The 17,970-nt window shown below is 72.4% G+C and carries 18 protein-coding genes and 3 pseudogenes; 11 read left to right on the top strand and 10 right to left on the bottom strand.

The genetic code is table 11. The features are described from left to right. Positions 1-9: 9 nt before the first annotated feature. A complete protein-coding gene (locus tag M878_RS54605) occupies positions 10-1,362 on the bottom strand; it encodes a vWA domain-containing protein (RefSeq protein WP_023544942.1) in 1,353 nt (450 codons plus the stop codon). After that, positions 1,359-2,216 carry an AAA family ATPase gene (locus tag M878_RS54600; protein ID WP_023544941.1) on the bottom strand — a complete coding sequence of 286 codons (858 nt, stop codon included), beginning with the start codon at positions 2,214-2,216 and terminating at the stop codon, positions 1,359-1,361. The genes M878_RS54605 and M878_RS54600 overlap by 4 nt, the downstream gene beginning before the upstream one ends. Before the next feature lie 155 nt (positions 2,217-2,371). On the opposite strand from M878_RS54600, the gene M878_RS54595 reads away from it, so the two are divergent. The 3 genes from M878_RS54595 (at position 2,372) to M878_RS54590 (ending at position 5,297) form a co-directional block, all read left to right on the top strand. Beyond that, positions 2,372-2,944, top strand: coding sequence for a TetR/AcrR family transcriptional regulator (locus M878_RS54595; protein ID WP_023544940.1), 573 nt, complete (start codon positions 2,372-2,374; stop codon positions 2,942-2,944). 70 nt (positions 2,945-3,014) lie between these two features. Beyond that, positions 3,015-3,908 (top strand): glycine betaine ABC transporter substrate-binding protein, encoded by an 894-nt coding sequence (locus M878_RS99455; protein WP_023544939.1) that lies wholly within the window; start codon positions 3,015-3,017, stop codon positions 3,906-3,908. Between the two features lie 333 nt (positions 3,909-4,241). After that, a complete protein-coding gene (locus M878_RS54590) occupies positions 4,242-5,297 on the top strand; it encodes an alpha/beta hydrolase (protein ID WP_031224081.1) in 1,056 nt (351 codons plus the stop codon). A 2-nt stretch (positions 5,298-5,299) separates the two neighbouring features. Here the strand turns inward: M878_RS54590 and M878_RS99450 are convergent, their stop codons facing one another. The 6 genes and pseudogenes from M878_RS99450 to M878_RS93630 form a co-directional block, all read right to left on the bottom strand. Beyond that, on the bottom strand, positions 5,300-5,659 hold the full coding sequence (locus tag M878_RS99450; protein WP_023544937.1) for a zinc-binding dehydrogenase: 360 nt from the start codon (positions 5,657-5,659) through the stop codon (positions 5,300-5,302). Further along, positions 5,656-6,069, bottom strand: a complete 414-nt coding sequence (locus M878_RS99445; protein ID WP_023544936.1) for an alcohol dehydrogenase catalytic domain-containing protein — start codon at positions 6,067-6,069, stop codon at positions 5,656-5,658. Before M878_RS99445 ends, M878_RS99450 begins: the two co-directional genes overlap by 4 nt. A 315-nt stretch (positions 6,070-6,384) precedes the next feature. Beyond that, the gene (locus M878_RS54580; RefSeq protein WP_023544935.1) at positions 6,385-7,026 is read right to left on the bottom strand and encodes a LutC/YkgG family protein; all 642 of its coding nucleotides are present in this window, start codon (positions 7,024-7,026) and stop codon (positions 6,385-6,387) included. Between the two features lie 8 nt (positions 7,027-7,034). Beyond that, complete coding sequence (locus M878_RS54575; protein ID WP_023544934.1) at positions 7,035-8,513, bottom strand: LutB/LldF family L-lactate oxidation iron-sulfur protein; 1,479 nt, start codon at positions 8,511-8,513, stop codon at positions 7,035-7,037. Further along, the gene (locus tag M878_RS54570) at positions 8,510-9,265 is read right to left on the bottom strand and encodes a (Fe-S)-binding protein (RefSeq protein WP_023544933.1); all 756 of its coding nucleotides are present in this window, start codon (positions 9,263-9,265) and stop codon (positions 8,510-8,512) included. Before M878_RS54570 ends, M878_RS54575 begins: the two co-directional genes overlap by 4 nt. 103 nt (positions 9,266-9,368) lie before the next feature. Next, positions 9,369-9,673, bottom strand: a pseudogene (locus M878_RS93630) (FGGY-family carbohydrate kinase); the annotation flags it as partial. Between the two features lie 37 nt (positions 9,674-9,710). Between M878_RS93630 and M878_RS97290 the strand changes: the two are divergent. The 6 genes and pseudogenes from M878_RS97290 to M878_RS54545 all read left to right on the top strand — a co-directional run bounded on the left by M878_RS97290 (position 9,711) and on the right by M878_RS54545 (position 13,836). After that, the gene (locus tag M878_RS97290) at positions 9,711-9,854 is read left to right on the top strand and encodes a hypothetical protein (protein WP_023544931.1); all 144 of its coding nucleotides are present in this window, start codon (positions 9,711-9,713) and stop codon (positions 9,852-9,854) included. A gap of 209 nt (positions 9,855-10,063) precedes the next feature. After that, entirely contained in the window at positions 10,064-11,365 is a 1,302-nt protein-coding gene (locus M878_RS54560; RefSeq protein ID WP_023544930.1) for an alpha/beta fold hydrolase, read from the top strand. A gap of 109 nt (positions 11,366-11,474) precedes the next feature. Beyond that, positions 11,475-12,218: a PIG-L deacetylase family protein gene (locus M878_RS54555; RefSeq protein ID WP_023544929.1), complete on the top strand. Its 744-nt coding sequence runs from the start codon at positions 11,475-11,477 to the stop codon at positions 12,216-12,218. A 77-nt stretch (positions 12,219-12,295) separates the two neighbouring features. Continuing rightward, positions 12,296-12,623: pseudogene (locus tag M878_RS93625) on the top strand (MerR family transcriptional regulator); the annotation flags it as partial. 10 nt (positions 12,624-12,633) lie between these two features. Then, positions 12,634-12,912, top strand: a pseudogene (locus M878_RS54550) (nucleotide disphospho-sugar-binding domain-containing protein); the annotation flags it as partial. Positions 12,913-12,984: 72 nt separating this feature from the next. Next, a complete protein-coding gene (locus M878_RS54545; protein ID WP_023544927.1) occupies positions 12,985-13,836 on the top strand; it encodes a pentapeptide repeat-containing protein in 852 nt (283 codons plus the stop codon). On the opposite strand, the gene M878_RS54540 is transcribed toward M878_RS54545, so the two are convergent. After that, positions 13,798-15,360 carry a cytochrome P450 gene (locus M878_RS54540; RefSeq protein WP_037730401.1) on the bottom strand — a complete coding sequence of 521 codons (1,563 nt, stop codon included), beginning with the start codon at positions 15,358-15,360 and terminating at the stop codon, positions 13,798-13,800. The two genes, M878_RS54545 and M878_RS54540, sit on opposite strands and share 39 nt — an antisense overlap. 154 nt (positions 15,361-15,514) lie before the next feature. Here M878_RS54540 and M878_RS54535 point away from each other — a divergent pair, with 154 nt between their 5' ends. Both M878_RS54535 and M878_RS54530 read left to right on the top strand, forming a co-directional pair. After that, positions 15,515-16,120 (top strand): TetR/AcrR family transcriptional regulator, encoded by a 606-nt coding sequence (locus M878_RS54535; RefSeq protein WP_023544925.1) that lies wholly within the window; start codon positions 15,515-15,517, stop codon positions 16,118-16,120. 81 nt (positions 16,121-16,201) lie between these two features. Further along, positions 16,202-16,927, top strand: a complete 726-nt coding sequence (locus M878_RS54530; RefSeq protein WP_023544924.1) for a DUF2470 domain-containing protein — start codon at positions 16,202-16,204, stop codon at positions 16,925-16,927. Here M878_RS54530 and M878_RS54525 read toward each other — a convergent pair. Beyond that, a partial coding sequence (locus M878_RS54525; RefSeq protein WP_023544923.1) for a lactonase family protein occupies positions 16,895-17,970 on the bottom strand: 1,076 nt, incomplete at its 5' end. The two genes, M878_RS54530 and M878_RS54525, sit on opposite strands and share 33 nt — an antisense overlap.

Below are 17,970 nucleotides of genomic sequence, written 5' to 3'. Positions count from 1 at the left end.
ACCAGTCGATCACACCGGCAGCAGGCGGGTGATCAGCGCGCTGAGCTGACGGGCCGTACGGCACTCGTGCATCTCGACCAGATCGGCGTAGGCGGGTGCGGCCGAGTCGCCGGTGCCCCACTGGGGACGCGACTCCGGGTTCAGCCAGTACACCCGGCGGGCCCGCCGGGCGACCTCGCGTACGGCGGCCAGGTTCGGGTCGCTCATGTTCGTCCGGGCGTCCCCGAGGACGAACACCGTGGTGCGCGCGCCGACCGCATCGCCGTACCGCTCGGCGAACTCGCCAAGGGCGACACCGTAGTCGCTGCTGCCGTGCCAGCCGGTGAGCGTGGCCTCCGCGCGGATACGGGCGCTGAGCCCGTCGGGGTCGGCGCGCCCGTGGTCGAGCAGGCCGGTGACCTCGTCGAGCCGGTTGACGAAGGCGAACACGCGGATCTTGCTGAACTGGTCGTGCAGCGCCTGCACCAGCAGCATCGTGAAGTCCGAGAAGCCGGACACCGAGCCGGACACATCGCAGAGCAGCACCAGTTCGGGGCGGGCCGGGCGGCGCCGGCGCAGCACCGGCCGCATTGGAACCCCGCCCGTGGACAGCGAGGAGCGCAGCGTGCGCCGCAGATCGACCGAGCCGCGCGCGGCCCGGCGCCGGCGCGCCGCCAGCCGGGTGGCCAGCTTCCTCGCGAGCGGCTGAACGGCCCGGCGTAGCTCGGCCAGTTGGTCCCGGCCCGCGAACAGGAAGTCCACCCGGTCGGCGGTCGGCAGGACACCGCGCCGGGCGATCTCGTCCCGCCCGCGCCGCTCGGCGACCCGGCGCCGCGCCTCCGCGCCGACCAGCCGCCGGAACTCCTCGATGCGGCGCCGGATCTCGTCGTCCAGCAACCGGTCCGCGAAGCCCGTACCGCTGCCGTCCCGGCCCCGGACATCCGCCCGCACCCGGGCCAACAGGGTCTGCGGGCGCAGTCGTTCGAGTGTCTGGTACGCCGACCAGCCGTCCGAGCCCGGTGAACTGCTGTAGCCGCCGAGGCCGTCGACGGCTTCGGCGGCCAACTGGTCCATCAGGGCCTGGTCATTAAGGGCCAGTGCCTGGGCCAGCCGGTCGCGCAGTTCGTCGCGATCCGGGCCGGCGCCTTGCAGGCCGCCGACCGCCCGCGGGAAGTACAGGTCGAAGACCGGGTCGAACACGGCCCGCTGCCCTTGGCCGTGCAGCAGCGTCGCGACCAGCCCCTCGCGCAGCAGCTCCCGGTCCGCGAGCCCCAGGGCCTCCACCGCGCGGGCCGCGTCCACGCTCTCGCCGGTGCCGATCCGCACGCCGTGCGCGCGCAGCGCCCCGACCAGCCCGGTGATCCGCTCGGCGACACCGGTCACAGCGCGTCCAGGTCGAGCTTCGCCGCCGCCTTCTGGATGTCGTCCTGGTGTTTGAGGATCACCCCGAGGCTGTCCCGTACGACCGTCTCGTCCAGGGTGTCGGCGCCCAGCGCCAGCAGGGTGCGCGCCCAGTCGATGGTCTCGGCGACGGACGGCACCTTGCGCAGGTCCATCGCGCGCAGCGCCCCGACCACCCGGACGACCGACTCGGTCAGCGCGGCGCCGAGGCCCGGCACCTTCAGCCGTACGATGCGCCGCTCCAGCTCCTCCTCGGGGAAGCCGATGTGGAGGAACAGGCAGCGCCGGCGCAGCGCCTCGGACAGCTCCCGGCCGGCGTTGGAGGTGAGGACGACGAACGGGCGGCGGGTCGCGGTGACCGTGCCCAGTTCCGGGACCGTGATCTGGAAGTCGCTGAGCACTTCCAGCAGCAGCCCCTCCATCTCGACGTCGGCCTTGTCGGTCTCGTCGATCAGCAGCACGGTCGGCTCCGCACCGCGGATGGCGGTCAGCAGCGGGCGGGGGAGCAGGAACTCCTCGCTGAAGATGTCGGTGCGGGTCTCGTCCCAGCTCTCGTCGCGCCCGGCGCTGATCCGCAGCAGCTGCTTGGCGTGGTTCCACTCGTACAGGGCCCGGGACTCGTCCACGCCCTCGTAGCACTGCAGTCGCACCAGCCGGGCCCCGGCCACCTGGGCGACGGCCTTGGCCAGCTCGGTCTTGCCGACCCCGGCGGGGCCCTCCACCAGCAGCGGCTTGCCCAGCCGGTCGGCGAGGAAGACGGTCGTGGCGACGGCGGGCGAGGCGAGGTAGCCGGTCTCGGCGAGGCGGGCGGAGACGTCGTCGACGGACGTGAACAACGGGGCCTCCGGCGGGTCGGGAGCGGTGTCCGGTCTCTCCTATCTAAGCGCTTGTTCAGCGACCCTGTCACGTGGATCCGGCGGAAGCGGCCGGGACGCCGAGCGATATACACCGATCGGTTTCCTTTCGTCCGTGCTCCGGTTAACCTCGCTGCATGGCCTCCACAGACAAGGTGTCCCCGCGCGACCGGCTGCTCGACGCGGCGGCCCGGCTCTCCTACCGCGACGGCGTCTGCGTCGGCATCGAGGCGCTGTGCCGGGAGGCGGGCGTCTCCAAGCGGTCGATGTACCAGTTCTTCGAGAGCAAGGACGCGATGCTGGCCGCGAGCCTGGAGCGGCGCATCCCCCGGTACGACGCCCAGCTCGCGCACCCCGACCCGGAGGCCGCGACCCCGCGCGAGCGCATCCTGTACGTCTTCGAGCGCCTGGAGCAGGCCTCCGTGGCCGCCGACTACCACGGATGCCCGTACCTGGCCGTCCTGGTGGAGCTGAAGGACCCGCGGCATCCGGCGAGCGTGGTCGCCCGCGCGGTCAAGGACCGGCTGGCCGAGAGGTTCCGCGCCGACGCCGAGCGCGGTGGCGCCCGCGACCCCGAGCTGCTCGCCCGCCAGCTCGTGCTGGTCTTCGACGGCGCGAGCGCCCGGGCCGGTGCGAAGGTCGAGCACCTCGGCGACGGACTGGCGACGGCGACGGTGACGGCGCTGCTGGACGCGGCGGGGATGCGGTAGCACCCCCACCGGCCCTCATACGGGCCGGCACAACGCGCCGACCCGCTCGCCCAGCCGGTCCGATGAAACCGTGACCGCGCCCCCGGACGACTGCCAGCGCGCAACATGGGGGAGGATCTGCGGCGCCTACCTGACCACCCGCCGGCAGATCGTCCTCGACGCGGTCGTCCAGCACCTCCAGCTGACCACGCTGTCGGTCCTCGTCGGCCTGGCCATCGCGCTGCCGCTCGCCGTGCTGGCCCGCCGCTGGGGCTGGGCGGCCGGCCCGGTCCTCGCCGTGACGACGATCCTCTGCACCATCCCGTCCCTGGCGATGTTCTCCCTGTTCCTGCCGCTGTACGGCCTCTCGGCCACGCCCCGCGGGCTCACCGTCCTGCCGCCCGGCCGCGCCGTCGACCAGAACGCCTTCGCCGTCACCGCCTCCTACGCCCGCGCACACCACCTCAAGACCCTCAGCGACCTCGGCGCCGCGAAGCTGAGGGTACGGCTCGCGGCGGGCGACGAGTGCGTCCAACGGCCTTACTGCGAACCGGGGTTGAAGCGGGTGTACGCCATCGACGTCACCGGCGTCGACCCCAAGGGGGTCGGCACCACCCAGGCCAAGCGGGCCGTGCAGAACGGGCAGGACCAGATGGTGCTGACCACGACCACGGATGCCACGCTGGACCCGGCGATTCGGTCGCCGAGCCGGACGGCCTCCTCGATGTCGTGCGTGACCAGCAGCACGGTCTTGCGCACCGCGGCCCGCATCCGCAGGAACTCGTCCTGCAGCTGCTCGCGCACCAACGGGTCGACCGTGCCTGGGGGCACCTCCCGCGCCCGTTCAGGGCAGTGCGGGAGGCTCGTCCATCAGCAACACCGGCGGATCCGCCGCGAGCGCCCGCGCCACCCCGACCCTCCCCCGGTGTCTGAACGGCCTGGGGGCACCCCCAGCCGCTGCCTGCCGGACAGCTGCTCCGGGTAGCGCGGCCCGTACGTGATCGGGTCGAGCCCCACCAGATCCGGCAGTTCGGCGGCCCGCGCCCGTGCCTTCGCCCGCTTCCAGCCGAGCCGACGACGGCGGTGCCCTCACCCTCGACGAAGATCCGGCCGGAAGTGGGCTCGATCAGCCGGTTGACCATCATCATGGCGGAGCACGCTCGGCGACGAGGTGGAACCAAGTGGAACCAACTGGAGCGAGGGGGAACGTGGGGGAACGAGGGGCCATGGCCGGAACCGGCTTGGATCAACACGCCTGACTGTGATTCCGTGGGAACCAGACATCATCACTCATCACGGACTTGCCGGAGGTTGACCCTTGAGCTTGACGGGAACGACGTTTTTCGTCCTGCTGATCGTGGCCACGGCAGTGTGCGTGATCGGGACGATGGTGCTGTGGTCGTTGGTCAGGGGACCCCGGCCGGTACGCTGGCTGCTGCGGTTCGTGATGATCGGCCTGTGCCAGCTCACCGCCATCTCGGTGGTCGCGACCTGGATCAACAACGACTACGGTCTCTACGCCTCCTGGGACGACCTCCTCGGCCGCAACAACGCCGCCGTGGCGATGCCCGGGCCCCCGGCGGACCGCGCCAAGTTCAACCACACCGAGACAGGGCTGCTGGACACGTACTTCCGCGGCCGGCATTCGGCCCTGTCCGGTCAGGTCGTCGTCTGGACGCCGCCGCAGTACAACGAGGCGCGCTACCGCCACACCCGCTTCCCGGTGGTGCTGCTCCTGCACGGCGTCCCCGGAGGCCCCGCCTCCTGGCTGGAGCACGGCAACATGCCCGGGGACTTCGAGCGGCTCATGAACGCGCGCGTCAGCCATCCCTTCATCCTGGCCATGCCCACGGTCGACCCGGGCGGCATCGACACCGACTGCACCGACGCACGCAACCGGAAGGTGGCCACCTGGATGGCCGTCGACGTACCGGAGCTGATCAGCAAGAAGTTCCGCACCCTGAGCGGAGCCAAGGGCTGGGGCGTGATGGGTTTCTCCACCGGAGGCTTCTGCGCGGCCCGGCTCCCGCTGGCCTATCCGAAGGTCTTCGCGGCCGGCGCCGCACTGGATCCCGATCCGCTCACCGGCGATCAGGGCGTGATCGGCGACCCGGAGGTCCGCAAGCGCACCAGCCCCACGTACATGGTGCGGCACACCACCGCACCGGTCGGCCTGTTCCTGGCCACGTCCGCCCAGGACCGGCTCAGCCCGCCGCACTACATCGAGCAGTTCGCCCAGGCCGCGGCCGGCACCCCGGTCCGGACCCAGACCTTGGTGCTGCCCACGGGCGGCCACAACTACAACACATGGACACGCCTGTACCCGGCCGCCTTCAGCTTCCTCAGCCGCGAGACATCCGCCCCGACGGGGTGAGGTCACCGGGCGCGCCGCATCCGTTCGGGATCGCGGGTGATCTCCAGCATGGTGAATGTCCGCATGTTCAGCGCCGGCATGTCCAGTTCGAACCAGGGATACGGCGTGGGCTGCCCGCTCTGCGCGCCCCTCAGGAACAGCGTCCCGTCGGCCGCCACCGCCCGGGCCGGCTCCCGTACGCCCGGCCCGGCCACGGCGTCGAAGACGAACTCGGCCCCGCGCCCACCGGTCAGCTCCCGCACCCGCCCGGCCACGTCCTCCTCGGCGGAGACGATCACCTCCGCCGCGCCCGCGGCCGACAGCCGCTCCCGCTTGGCCGTCCGCAGGGCGGCCGGCCCGGCGCTGCTGGACGCCGCGTTCACGACCGCGACGTCTCCGGCCGCATGCCGCCGATCTTCACCATCGCCCCGTACGCGGTGAGATGCGGCATCCACACGGCGGCGCCGGTCACCGCGTCCACCCCGTCCGGCCTGGGTACGAGCGCGGACACCGGCACGAGCGCCCGCTCGGCGTACACGCCGTAGTCGTTGTGGGAGAAGTTCGGTACGACGCTCACCGCCTGGCCCGCCGCGAATCCGCTCACCCCCGGCCCGACGGCCTCCACCACTCCGGAGGCCTCGTTGCGGGGCCGGGCCGGCAGGTGCTTGACCGGCTCGACGCAGCTGTCCCGGCGGAACAGGGCCCCGGCCCGGTTGATCCCGATCACCTCGATCCGCAGCAGCACCTCCCCGGGACCCGGCTCGCCCGGATCCAGCTGCTCCAGCCGCAGCACCTCGGGCCCGCCGGTCTCGCGGAACCGTCCCCGAATTCGGCCTCCAGCAGGTGCTGGAGGCCCTCGTCGACTCGGTGCGCCGGAGCACCGTCGGGCAGCTCGACGCGAGCGCCGGGTACGTCCCCTGCGGGGGACTCGGCATGGCGGTCAGCAAGTCGACGGCCACGCACCACTTCAAGGTGCCGCGCGAGGCCGGGCTGATCCGGCAGTGCTACGTCGGCACCTCGCGGATGTACGCGCTGCGCCGCGCCGAGACGGACCAGGCCTTTCCCGGCCTGCTCGACACAGTGACACAGCGGCGCACGGCACGGTCCGTCAGCCGAGCAGGATCACTTCCAGCTTCCGCGGGCCGTGCACGCCCTCCACCCGGTCCAGTTCGATGTCGCTGGTGGCCGACGGGCCCGAGATCCAGGTCAACGGGCGGGCCGGGTCGAGGCGTTCGAGGGCCTGGGGGACCGAGGAGACCACCTGGTCCGGGACGCGGACGACACAGATGTGATGGTCGGGGATGAGTGAGATACGGCGCCGGCCCTGGTCGGGGGAGCCGTCCAGCACGATCGTGCCGGTCTCGGCGATCGCCACGGCACACCCGGTCACCACGCTGTCCACCTGGTCCAGCCGTTGCGGCGTGCTCACCGCCCGGTCGTGGATCCGCACCGGGTCCGCGGCGGACATCCACTCCGGCGGCAGCCCGGGCGGCACCAGCACCTCCCGCGAGCCGTGCGCGGCCAGCAGCCGCATGACGAGATACGGCATCTCCTCGGCGTCACTGCGGTGCACGATCGCCCGGTAGTCCGCCAGGTTCTCGGCCAGCAGCTCCACCGTCTGCTCGGTCGTGCGGTGACCGTGTTCACGCAGATAGTCCCGGCCGACGGCCTCCTCGTACGGCCTCTCGTCCGGTGTCACGTCGGCGAGCGCCCGCCCCACCCGGCCCAGGACCCTGTCCCTGCTGCTCATTTGGCTGCTCACTTGGCGTCGCCCTTTCCACCGCGGGTGCGCTGCCACCAGTCCCGGAAGGGTTCCGCCGGTAGGGGCGGCAGGTCCCTGGTGCCGCTCCACGCCTTGCCCGGGCCGGGCAGGGTACGGGGGTGGAGGCGGCGGGTGCGGGAGGCGAGGCGCTGGCCGGTGCGCAGGGCGCCGGGGTGGGTGAAGGCCCAGCGTGCCGCGCGCATGGCCGCCCGCTCGGCCGCGTGGCCCTTGGCCGGCTTCAGCATCACCTTGTTGCCCTGCCGCACCGCGGGACCGCCCTCCACGACCCGCTCGCGCAGATGCACCAGCACCTCGGGGATGTCGATGGCGACCGGGCACACCTCGTAGCAGGCGCCGCACAGACTCGACGCGTACGGCAGTGAGGCGTCGATCTCGCCTGCCGTGCCCCGGAGTTGGGGGCTGAGGATCGCGCCGATCGGGCCCGGGTAGACCGAGCCGTAGGCGTGCCCGCCGGCCCGCTCGTAGACGGGACAGACGTTGAGGCAGGCCGAGCAGCGGATGCAGCGCAGGGCCTGGCGGCCGACCTGGTCGGCGAGGGTGTCGGTGCGGCCGTTGTCGAGCAGCACCAGATGGAAGGTCCGCGGCCCGTCGTCGTCCGTCGTCCCGGTCCACGTGCTCGTGTACGGGTTCATGCGTTCGGCGGTGGAGGAGCGGGGGAGCGTTTGGAGGAAGACCTCCAGGTCCCGCCAGGCCGGCACCACCTTCTCGATGCCCACGACCGAGATCAGTGTCTCCGGCAGGGTCAGGCACATCCGGCCGTTGCCCTCGGACTCCACCACCACCAGCGTGCCGGTCTCGGCGACCATGAAGTTGGCGCCGGAGATGCCGACCTTGGCCCGCAGGAACTTCTCCCGCAGGTGCAGCCGCGCGGCCTCGGCGAGTTCAGCGGGCGTGTCGGTGAGGCCCTCGGGAGCGGGACGGCCCCACTCGCCCATCTCCGCCCGGAAGATGTCCCGGATCTCACCCCTGTTGCGATGGATCGCCGGCACCAGGATGTGCGAGGGCCGGTCCTTGCCCAACTGCACGATCAGCTCGGCGAGGTCGGTCTCGTAGGCGCGGATGCCCGCTTCGAGAAGGGCTTCGTTGAGCCCGATCTCCTGCGTGGCCATCGACTTGACCTTGACGACCTCCGACTCGCCGGTTTCCTTGACGAGTTGAGTGACGATGCGGTTGGCGTCGTCCGCGTCGGCGGCCCAGTGGACCGTACCGCCCGCCGCCGTGACCGACTCCTCCAACTGCAGCAGATAGCGGTCGAGATGGCGCAGCGTGTGGTCCTTGATCCGGCGGCCCGCCTCGCGCAGCGCCGACCAGTCGTCCAACTCGGCCACCGCGCGGGCTCGTTTGGCGCGGATGGTGTGCGTGGCGTGCCGCAGATTGCCGCGCAGGGTGGGATTGCGTACGGCATCGCGAGCGGCCTTGGGAAAGGCCGGCATGCCGACGAACGTTCCGCTCATGCCGCCGGTTCCTCCTCGGTGCTCGCCAGGATCTCCGCGATGTGCACCGGCCGCATGGCGGTGCGCAGCCGGCTCATCGTGCCGCCGAGGTGCATCAGACACGAGTTGTCGGCCGCGCACAGCACCTGAGCGCCCGTCGACTCGGCACTGCGCACTTTGTCCGCGCCCATCGCCGCCGACACCTCCGCGTTCTTCACCGCGAACGTTCCCCCGAACCCACAGCACTCCTCGGCACCCGGCAGCTCGACCAGCTCCAGACCCTTGACCGCCTGGAGCAGGCGGCGCGGACGGTCGCCCAGGCCCAGGGAGCGCAGGCCGTGACAGGTCGGATGGTAGGTGACCTTGTGCGGGTAAGAGGCGCCGACGTCCGTCACCCCGAGCACGTCGACCAGGAACTCCGTCAGCTCGTACGTCTTCGGGACCACCGGCGCCAGCGTCCGGGCCAGCGAGTCCCCGCGCCCCTCGGCACGCGCCCGGTCACCCATCCGTGGATACAGCTCCCGCACCATCGCCCCGCAGGACGCGGACGGGGTCACGATCGCCTCATAGCCGCCGAAGACATCGGAGAAGTGCCGTGCCAGTGGCTCGGCTCCGTGCCGGTACCCGGTGTTGTAGTGCGCCTGCCCGCAGCAACTCTGGCCCAGCGGGAAGTCGACGTCGACACCCAGTCTGGTCAGCAGTTTCACCACGGCACGGCCGGTGTCCGGATAGAGCGTGTCGTTGACACAGGTCAGGAACAGGGCGACACGCATCGCGGCTCCTCGGAATCGGTCATCGGACGAGTGCAGGGTAGTCGGCGGACACCGGTGAGGGGAGACCGCCGCTACCGCCTGGCGATCCGCGCCTCGGCCGCCCGCCGACCAGCCCGTGGGTACGGGCCTGGAGCAGGGCGTTGCCGAGGGCCGCGGCCTCCGTCGCACCTGCCACCACGGGCAGCCCGCACGCGTCGGCGGTGAGTTGGCACAGCAGCGCGTTACGGGTGCCGCCCCCGACGACGTACACCACGTCCACCGGACGGACGGTCGGCCAGCCGCTGCGCGTCCTCGACGGCCCGCCGGTGGGCCAGGGCCAGCGAGTCCAGGACGCACCGGGTGATCTCCGCCCGTGTCACCGGCACCGGCTGCCCCGACCGCCCGGCACGCCTCGGCGATCCGCTCCGGAGGTCATGAAACCGCTCACGGAGGTGTTCTACCTGTCATGACCGCCGCTGGAAGCGGGTTCGCTCTCCCCCCCGGGGCCACCCTCCTCGGCCGTACCCTCCTCGATCCCCGGGCCCTGTACTTCGTGTCGTACGACGGGCTCGTCAACAACAACTCGTTCCAGAAGAACGGCCTGTCGTGACCCTCGAGCACCGCCGGGTGGTGCTCCAGCCGGAGCTGGTGGTGCGCCGGTCCAGCCTCGCCGCACGCTGAGCCGGGCCCTGACCGGATGTCACGCCGATCCGGGCGCTGACCGGAAGTTCAGTAACAAACCATGATCCCGGGGCTCGGCGCGCGCCCGGTCATGTGCTGAACTGGGATCCGCCCGTCCCCTACGTCCCAGGAGACCCGTTGAGCCTCAGCTACCGCCAGCCCGGCGTCATCCTCACCGACCGCCGCTTCACCGTGCCCCTCGACCACGCCGCCCCGGACGGCGAGACGATCGAGCTGTACGCCCGCGAGGCGGTCGCGAGCGACAAGGCCGGGCAGGAGCTGCCGTGGCTGCTGTACCTCCAGGGCGGGCCCGGCTTCGGGGCGAATCGTTTCGTCGGACGTCAGGCCTGGCTCGACCGGGCGCTGAGGGACTACCGCGTCCTGCTCCTCGACCAGCGCGGCACCGGCAGCTCCACGCCCGCCACCCGGCAGACGCTCCCCCTGCGCGGCGGTCCCGCCGAGCAGGCCGACTACCTCACCCGCTTCCGTGCCGACTCCATCGTCCGGGACTGCGAGGCCATCCGCGCCGAGGTCACCGGCGGCGCGCCATGGACCGTGCTCGGCCAGAGCTTCGGCGGCTTCTGCGCGGTGTCGTACCTCTCGCTCGCCCCCGAGGGCCTGGACACCGCCGTCATCACCGGCGGCCTGCCCTCCCTGCACGCCCACGCCGACGACGTCTACCGCTCGGCCTACCCGCGCATCGAACGCAAGGTCACCGCGCACTACGCCCGCTATCCGCAGGACGTCGAGCGGGCCCGCCGTATCGCCGACCACCTCCTCACCCATGACGTGGTCCTGCCGAACGGTTACCGGTTCACCGTCGAGGCGTTCCAGTCCCTGGGCCTGATGCTCGGCACGAGCGACGGCAGCCACCGGCTGCACCACCTCCTGGAGGACGCCCTCGTGCGCACACCGGGCGGCCTTGACCTGTCCGACGCCTTCCAGGAGCAGGCCCAGTCCCTGCTGTCGTACGCCGGTCACCCCCTCTACGCGCTCGTCCACGAGGCGATCTACGGCCAGGACGCCCGCCCCACCGCCTGGGCCGCCGAACGGGTCCGCGCCGAGTACCCGCAGTTCGACGCGGCGAAGGCCCTCACGGGCGACGGCCCGGTGATCTTCACCGGCGAGACGATCCACCCCTGGATGTTCGAGGCGGACCCTGCCCTGCGCCCGCTGCGCGAGACCGCCGACCTGCTCGCCGCCCGCACCGACTGGCAGTCCCTCTACGACCCCGCCCGCCTCGCCGCCAACGAGGTCCCGGTGGTGGCGGCCGTCTACCACGACGACATGTACGTCGACACCGCACACTCGCTGGAGACCGCCCGCGCGATCCGCGGCCTGCGCACCTGGGTCACCGACGAGTTCGAGCACGATGGCCTGCGCGCGGGCGCGCCGCGGGTACTGGACCGGCTGCTGGCGATGGCACGCGACGAGGTGTGAGGCCGGGGGCGCGCAGCGCTCCCGGAGGGGCGCGGGGCTGTGCTGATGTGCGGCTCCGCCGATCGTCGCCTCATTCGGCACTCCCCGCGGAGCGAATAGTCTGCGGCGCATGACTGATCCACAGATCACTCAGCTCCAGCCCCTGCCCGAGGACTGGCAGCGCGCCCTCGCCGTGGTGGCCCACCCCGACGATCTCGAATACGGCTGCTCCGCGGCCATCGCGGCCTGGACCGACGCCGGCCGCGAGGTCGCCTATGTGCTGGCGACCCGTGGCGAGGCCGGCATCGACAGCCTCGACCCCGCCACCTGCGGCCCGCTGCGCGAGCGTGAGCAGCGGGCCGGCGCGGCCGTCGTCGGCGTCACCACCGTGGAGTTCCTGGGGCACCGGGACGGGGTGATCGAGTACGGCACCGCGCTGCGCCGGGACATCGCCGCCGCGATCCGCCGCCACCGGCCCGAACTCGTCCTCACCCTCAACCACCGCGACACCTGGGGCGACGCCTCCTGGAACACCCCGGACCACGTCGCCGTCGGCCGTGCCACCCTGGACGCCGCCGCGGACGCCGGCAACCGGTGGATCTTCCCGGAACTCACCGATCAGGGCCTCGAACCCTTCGGCGGCGTCCGCTGGGTGGCCGTCGCCGGCTCCAGCCGGCCCACCCACGCCGTCGACGCGCGACCCGGCCTGGAGCGGGCGGTGCGCTCGCTGCTCGAACACCGCAGCTACCTTGAGGCGCTGACCGACCAGGACCCCGAGACCTACGCCCGCGCGTTCCTGACCACGCGGACCACCGCCACCGCCGAACGCTTCGGCGGCATACCGGCGGTGGCCTTCGAGGTCTTCACCCGCTGACCCGGCAGGCGGCCGCGCCGAGTTGGCGCTCCCCTTACGTCAGGCTTGAGGCTGGCAACGGACGAAAGGGCAGGTACATGGGCTACTCGGTGGGGCAGGTGGCGGCGTTCGCGGGGGTGACCGTGCGGACGCTGCACCACCACGACAAGGCAGGGCTGCTCTCGCCCGGCGTTCGCAGCCGCGCCGGCTACCGTTCCTACGGCGACGCCGACCTGCCCCGCCTCCAGCAGATCCTCTTCTACCGGAACCGGGCTTCCCGCTGGACGAGATCGCCGCCATCCTTCGCGACCGCAGGCCAACGCCCTCGACCATCTGCGGTCGCGGCAGCGGCGGTTGCGCGAGGAGATGGACCGGCTGGAGCGCCTCGCCACGGTCGCCGAACAGGCCATCGAGGTGCAGCGCACCCGGTGACGCCGCCGGAGCGGGCACCACGGTCGCCGCGCTGCACGCCGGGGTGCCGGGCGTTCCCGTGCCGGTCACCGCGGACCAGCCGTTCTGGGCGGCCCGGCCGGCCGCGATCGGCGCCGCCACCGACCCCCTTCCGTTCACCGGCCTGCCGGCCGGCAGGCTCGCCGAGGCGCTCGACCGGGTGGTACGGCAGCAGTCGTACAGCCGGGCCGCCGCGGCGCGGATGGCGGGGGAGGACGGCGCGGGCCGGGTGCTCGAGGCCGTCGAACAGGTCGCGCTGCGCTGACCTGTCGCTAACCGCGCTGACCTGCGCGATCCTGCCGTATGCGGGATGAGCCGACCCAGTAGGCTGTCTCATATGCCAGATCAGACAGAGGACACTGCGGAGCTGCGCGGCGACTGTGCGAGCTGCTTCGGGCTGTGCTGTGTCGCCCTGCCCTTCGCCGCGTCCGCCGACTTCGCGCTGAACAAGCCCGCCGGGAAGCCGTGCCCGAACCTCCGGGGCGACCACCGCTGCGGCATCCACGCCGACCTGCGCGAGAAGGGGTTCAGCGGCTGCACGGTCTACGACTGCTTCGGCGCCGGACAGAAGGTCTCGCAGCTCACCTTCGGCGGGCAGGACTGGCGTACGGCGTCGAAGGAGCACGCGCGCCGGTTGCTCGACGTGTTTCCTGTCGTACGGCAGCTGCACGAGCTGCTGTGGTACCTGACCGAGGCGCTCGGCCTGGCCGCCGCCGGCCCCGTCCATCCCGACCTGCGGCGGGCGCTGGCGGAGACCGAGCAGCTGACCCGGCAGAGCCCCGAGGAGCTGGCCGCGCTGGACGTGGCCGCGCACCGGCAGCAGGTCAATGTGCTGCTGCTGCGCACCAGCGAACTGGCCCGGGCCGGTGCCGGCAGCGGCGGCGGAAAGGGCGGCAAGAAGGGCAAGGACCGCCGGGGCGCGGATCTCATCGGCGCCCGGCTCCGGGGCGCCGATCTTCGCGGGGCGAGTCTGCGCGGCGCGTATCTCATCGCCGCCGACCTCACCGGCGCGGATCTGCGCGACGCGGACATGATCGGCGCGGACCTGCGGGACGCCGACCTGACCGACGCGGACCTCACCGGTGCCTTTTTCCTCACCCAGCCGCAGCTGAACGCCGCGCGGGGCAGCGCCGGGACCCGGTTGCCGGGGTCAGTCAGCCGGCCGGTGCACTGGACAGCGGGCCGCTGACGTTTCGAAGTGCCTTGATGTGCCGTCGTTCGTCTGCGGGACCGTCGTGGCTTGTCGCTCCCCCAAGTTCCCCCCAATGGGGCGCTGTTCCAACCCCAGTCGCAATCCCTCCGGCATCACGGTCAGCCTCTCCGTGACCGTCAGCCTGTATCCGGGGTCGGACTTCAGGTCGTAGCGGCGCAGCAGCAGGCCGAGGACCAGCGTCGCCTCGTGCAGGGCGAACTGGCGGCCGATGCAGGCCCGTGCGCCGGTGCCGAACGGCTTGAAGGTGTGCGCGGGCCGGGAGCGTACGGCCTGCGCGTCGAAGCGGTCCGGGTCGAACCGCTCGGCGTCCTCGCCCCACACCTCGGGGTCGCGGTGCAGCATCGGTGTCAGCACCAGCGCCCAGCCGCCCCGGAGCATCGGATGGTCGCCGGCGAGGACCGTGTCGTGCCGGGCCTCGCGGGCGAAGGCCGGGGCGGTCGGCCACAGGCGCAGCGACTCGTCCAGCACCCGGCGGACATAGCGCAGCTTGGCGACCTGGTCGTAGCCCGGCTGTGCGGTGTCGCCCCAGACGCGGTCCACCTCGGCGCGGGCCCGGGCGGCGATCTCGGGGTGCCGGGCGAGGTAGTACAGGGCGAAGGAGAGCGCGCCCGAGGTGGTCTCGTGGCCCGCGACCAGGAACGTGATCACCTGCTTGCGGACGTTCTGCGCCGACAGCTTCTCGCCCGTCTCCGGATGCGCCGTCTCCAGCATCCGGTCCAGCAGGTCGCCGTCCCCGCGGCCCGACCGGCGCCGGTCCGCGACCAGGTCGTCGACCGTGCGGTTGAGATAGGCCAGGTCGGCCGCGTTGCGCCGGGCGGCGGCGCGCAGCACCAGCGGGGCCAGCGGCCCGGGCACGCTGTTCAGGCGCTGGGCATAGGTGAGCGTGCCGACCATCGCGGTGACGAAGGGGTGCGGCCGCTCCCGTTCGAAGGAGCCGAAGTCGTGCCCGAACCCGGTCCGCGCGATCGTCTCCAGCGTCAGCTTGGTCATGTCCCCGGGCACGTCCACCGTGCGCCCGGCCGCTGCCTCACGGTCCCAGCGATCGGTCAGCCGCCCGGCGACCGCCAGCATCATCGCGTGGTAGCCCGCCATGGCCTCCCGGCTGAAGCCGGGCGCCAGGACGTCGTGCGCCAGCTGCCAGTTGGGCTCGTGGTTGTAGGCGGTGAACAGGCCGTCCCCGGCGACCGGACGCAGATTGGCCACGCCCAGCCCGACGTGCTTGGCGAACCGGGACTCGTCAGCCAGGTCCGCGGCCGGCCGCGCGCCCCACACGAACACGAACTCCTTGCCGAAGGCCCGCCGCCGGAAGATCGGCCCCAGGTCGCGAGCGAGGCGCATCGAGTCCTGCACGGGCGTGCGCCGGTCGGCGCCGAGCACATCGCCGAGCAGCGGCAGCCGGCGCGGCGGATGCGGGATGCGGTGCAGCTCGGGCCAGCCCTGCTCGGCGCTCCGGAAACCCTTCGGCAGGCCTGTGTCCGAGGTCTCCGTGGTCCCCGCCATCGTCTCCGTGGTCTCCGCCATGACGCTGATCTCCCTTGATCCAGCGGACCGTTGAATCTGTGACACGCGGCTGTGACACGCGTGTTGTACGTGGATTCAATAACCGGTTTCAGTCTGGTCCGCTTGTTGAACCCACGTCAAGTAAAGTGAGGCCATGCCCGCGAACCAGGGGGAGCGAGCCCGGCGCCGGCTCAGCACCGAGGAACGCCGTGAGCAGCTGCTGTCGGTCGGGGCGAAGCTGTTCTCGGAGAGCCCGTACGACGACGTGTGGATCGAGCAGGTCGCCGAGATCGCCGGGGTCTCCCGTGGGCTGCTGTACCACTACTTCCCGACCAAGCGGGACTTCTTCGCGGCCGTCGTCGAGCGCGAGAGCGAGCGGATGCTGCGCATGACGGCGGCCGTGCCCGGCGTGCCCGTGCGCGAGCAGCTCGCCGCCGGCCTCGACACCTACCTCGGTTACGTCCAGGCCCACGCCCACGGCTTCCGCGCCTTCCACCGCGCCGACGCGGCCGGCGACCAGGCCGTACGCCGGGTCTACCAGCGGGCCCTGGCCGCCCAGGAGCAGCAGATCCTCGCCGCGCTGGCCGCCGACCCCGAGTTCGGGCCCGCCTTCGAGGGTGCCCCGCAGGTCCGGCTGGCCGTGCGCGGCTGGCTCGCCTTCACCACGGCCGTCTGCCTGGAGTGGCTGCGCGACGGCGAGTTGACCCGCGAGCAGGTGCGCGACCTGTGTGCGCGGGCGCTGTTGGGTGTCATCGCCTGATTCCTGCCGCCGGTGCGGAGTGGTTGGCGTGTGCCCTGATCTCCGATAAGTTAGGCAAGGCTTACCTAAGGAGGTCTCGGGATGGGTGACACACAGGACTGGACGGCCGCACCCGGCGCGGCGGAACGGGCACGGTCGGTGCTGGCCGCCGCCTGGTCGTGTGCGGTGACCGCGGACGGTGCCCGCGAGGAGTACGTCGGTGCGCACACCGTGACCGGCGAGGGCGCCGTACGGCTGGCGGTGCCCGACGACAGCGCCCTGTTCACGGCGGCCGTCTGCGCCCCGCGCCAAGAGCCCTCCGCCGTGCTGGAGTTCGCCGACGTGGCCCCCGTACCGGTACGCGGCCGGATCCGGGCCCGGCTCTACCTGGCCGGCTGGTTCGCCCCGGACGGCGGCACCCTGCTGTTCCAGCCCACGCGGGTGGTGCTGCGGCAGTCCTCCGGAGCCGTGGTCATCGACCTCGACGACTTCGCCGCCGCACGGCCCGACCCGCTCGCCGGTGCCGAGGCCCGGCTCCTCACCCACCTCGCCGACGCCCACCCGGACGCCGTCGAGCGGCTGACCCGCCTGGTGCGCCCGGAGAGCCTGCACGCCGCGACCCGCGTGCTGCCCCTCGCCGTCGACCGGCACGGACTGACCCTGCGCATCGAGCGCACCCGCGCCCACGGCGACGTACGGCTGCCCTTCCACACGCCCGCCGACGACGTCGCCCAGCTCACCGAGCGCATGCACGCCCTGCTGGCCCAGGCCAGCGCCGCCGCTTGTCCTCGCGCCCTACAGCGGCAGCGCGCAGACGGCGACGGGTGAGGCGAACGGCTCACCGGCTGGCCGGAGTTCACCGCTCGACCGGTCCACCTGGAAGACCGTGACCGTGCCCGAGTGCTGGTTCGCCGCGAACAGCAGCCTGCCGTCCGGCGAGAGAGCGATCTGCCGCGGGAAGTCCCCGCCGACCGGCACTGTGCCGAGCAGCCGCAGCCGGGCGCCGTCGGCCTCGATGGCGTACCGCGCGAGCGTGTTGTCGCCCCGGTTGGCCAGGAAGGCGTATCCGCCGTCCGCCGTCACCGCGAACTGCGCCGGGTAGTTGGTGCCGCCGCCCGAGCCCGTGGACTGCGGCTCGCCGATCGTCAGCCGGCCGGAGGCCGGGTCGTAGCCGCAGACGGCGACCGTGTCGTCCACCTCGTTGGCCAGATAGGCGTGGCGGCCGCCCGGATGGAACGTCAGATGGCGCGGTCCCGCCCCGGGCCGGGTGTGCGCCTGCGCAACCTCCGTCAGCGTGCCGTCCGCCTGGTCGAGGCGGTAGCTGTAGACGGTGTCGGTGCCGAGGTCGACCGCGAGGACATGGCCGCCGTCCGGGGCGGTGATGAACTGGTGCGCGTGCGGCCCGTCCTGACCCGGACCCGGTGCCGGCGTGGTGTGCGTGACCAGGTCGGTGCGCTCGCCGAGGGCGCCGGAGGCGTCGATCGGATGCACGGCGACACTGCCCGAGCCGTAGTTCGCGCTCAGCAGCCAGCGTCCGCAGGGGTGCACCGACAGATGGCAGGGGCCCGCGCCGCCCGTGTCACGGGTGCCGAGGATGTGCCGGTCGGCGAGGCGTACGGCCGTCACCCCGCCATCCTGGCGCTCGTCCACCGCGTACAGCGTGCGGCCGTCCGGATGGACGGCGAGATATGACGGGTCGGGGACTCCGGTGAGCGTGCCGGAGCCGGTGATCCGGCCGGTCCCCTGGGCGTAGGAGGCCAGCCCGATACCGGTGCCGCCGCCGTCGACCGAGGTGTAGGTGCCGATGTAGAGCGGCCGGGGGCCGGACTCGCCCCGGGGCGGTGCGGCGGCCCGCGACGCGTCGGCCGCAC

It is taken from the genome of Streptomyces roseochromogenus subsp. oscitans DS 12.976, assembly GCF_000497445.1.
GTDB classification, from domain to species: Bacteria; Actinomycetota; Actinomycetes; order Streptomycetales; family Streptomycetaceae; genus Streptomyces; species Streptomyces oscitans.
The sequence above is the reverse complement of the archived record's forward strand: the minus strand, read 5'-3'. Positions and strand labels throughout refer to the sequence as shown.

Coding starts and splice junctions, on each gene's coding strand:
- M878_RS54595 (WP_023544940.1), top strand. CDS start 2,372: ATGGCCTCCACAGACAAGGTGTCCCCGCGCGACCGGCTGCTCGACGCG.
- M878_RS54580 (WP_023544935.1), bottom strand. CDS start 7,026: ATGAGCAGCAGGGACAGGGTCCTGGGCCGGGTGGGGCGGGCGCTCGCC.
- M878_RS54575 (WP_023544934.1), bottom strand. CDS start 8,513: ATGAGCGGAACGTTCGTCGGCATGCCGGCCTTTCCCAAGGCCGCTCGC.
- M878_RS54570 (WP_023544933.1), bottom strand. CDS start 9,265: ATGCGTGTCGCCCTGTTCCTGACCTGTGTCAACGACACGCTCTATCCG.
- M878_RS97290 (WP_023544931.1), top strand. CDS start 9,711: ATGACCGCCGCTGGAAGCGGGTTCGCTCTCCCCCCCGGGGCCACCCTC.
- M878_RS54555 (WP_023544929.1), top strand. CDS start 11,475: ATGACTGATCCACAGATCACTCAGCTCCAGCCCCTGCCCGAGGACTGG.
- M878_RS54545 (WP_023544927.1), top strand. CDS start 12,985: ATGCCAGATCAGACAGAGGACACTGCGGAGCTGCGCGGCGACTGTGCG.
- M878_RS54540 (WP_037730401.1), bottom strand. CDS start 15,360: ATGGCGGGGACCACGGAGACCTCGGACACAGGCCTGCCGAAGGGTTTC.
- M878_RS54535 (WP_023544925.1), top strand. CDS start 15,515: ATGCCCGCGAACCAGGGGGAGCGAGCCCGGCGCCGGCTCAGCACCGAG.
- M878_RS54530 (WP_023544924.1), top strand. CDS start 16,202: ATGGGTGACACACAGGACTGGACGGCCGCACCCGGCGCGGCGGAACGG.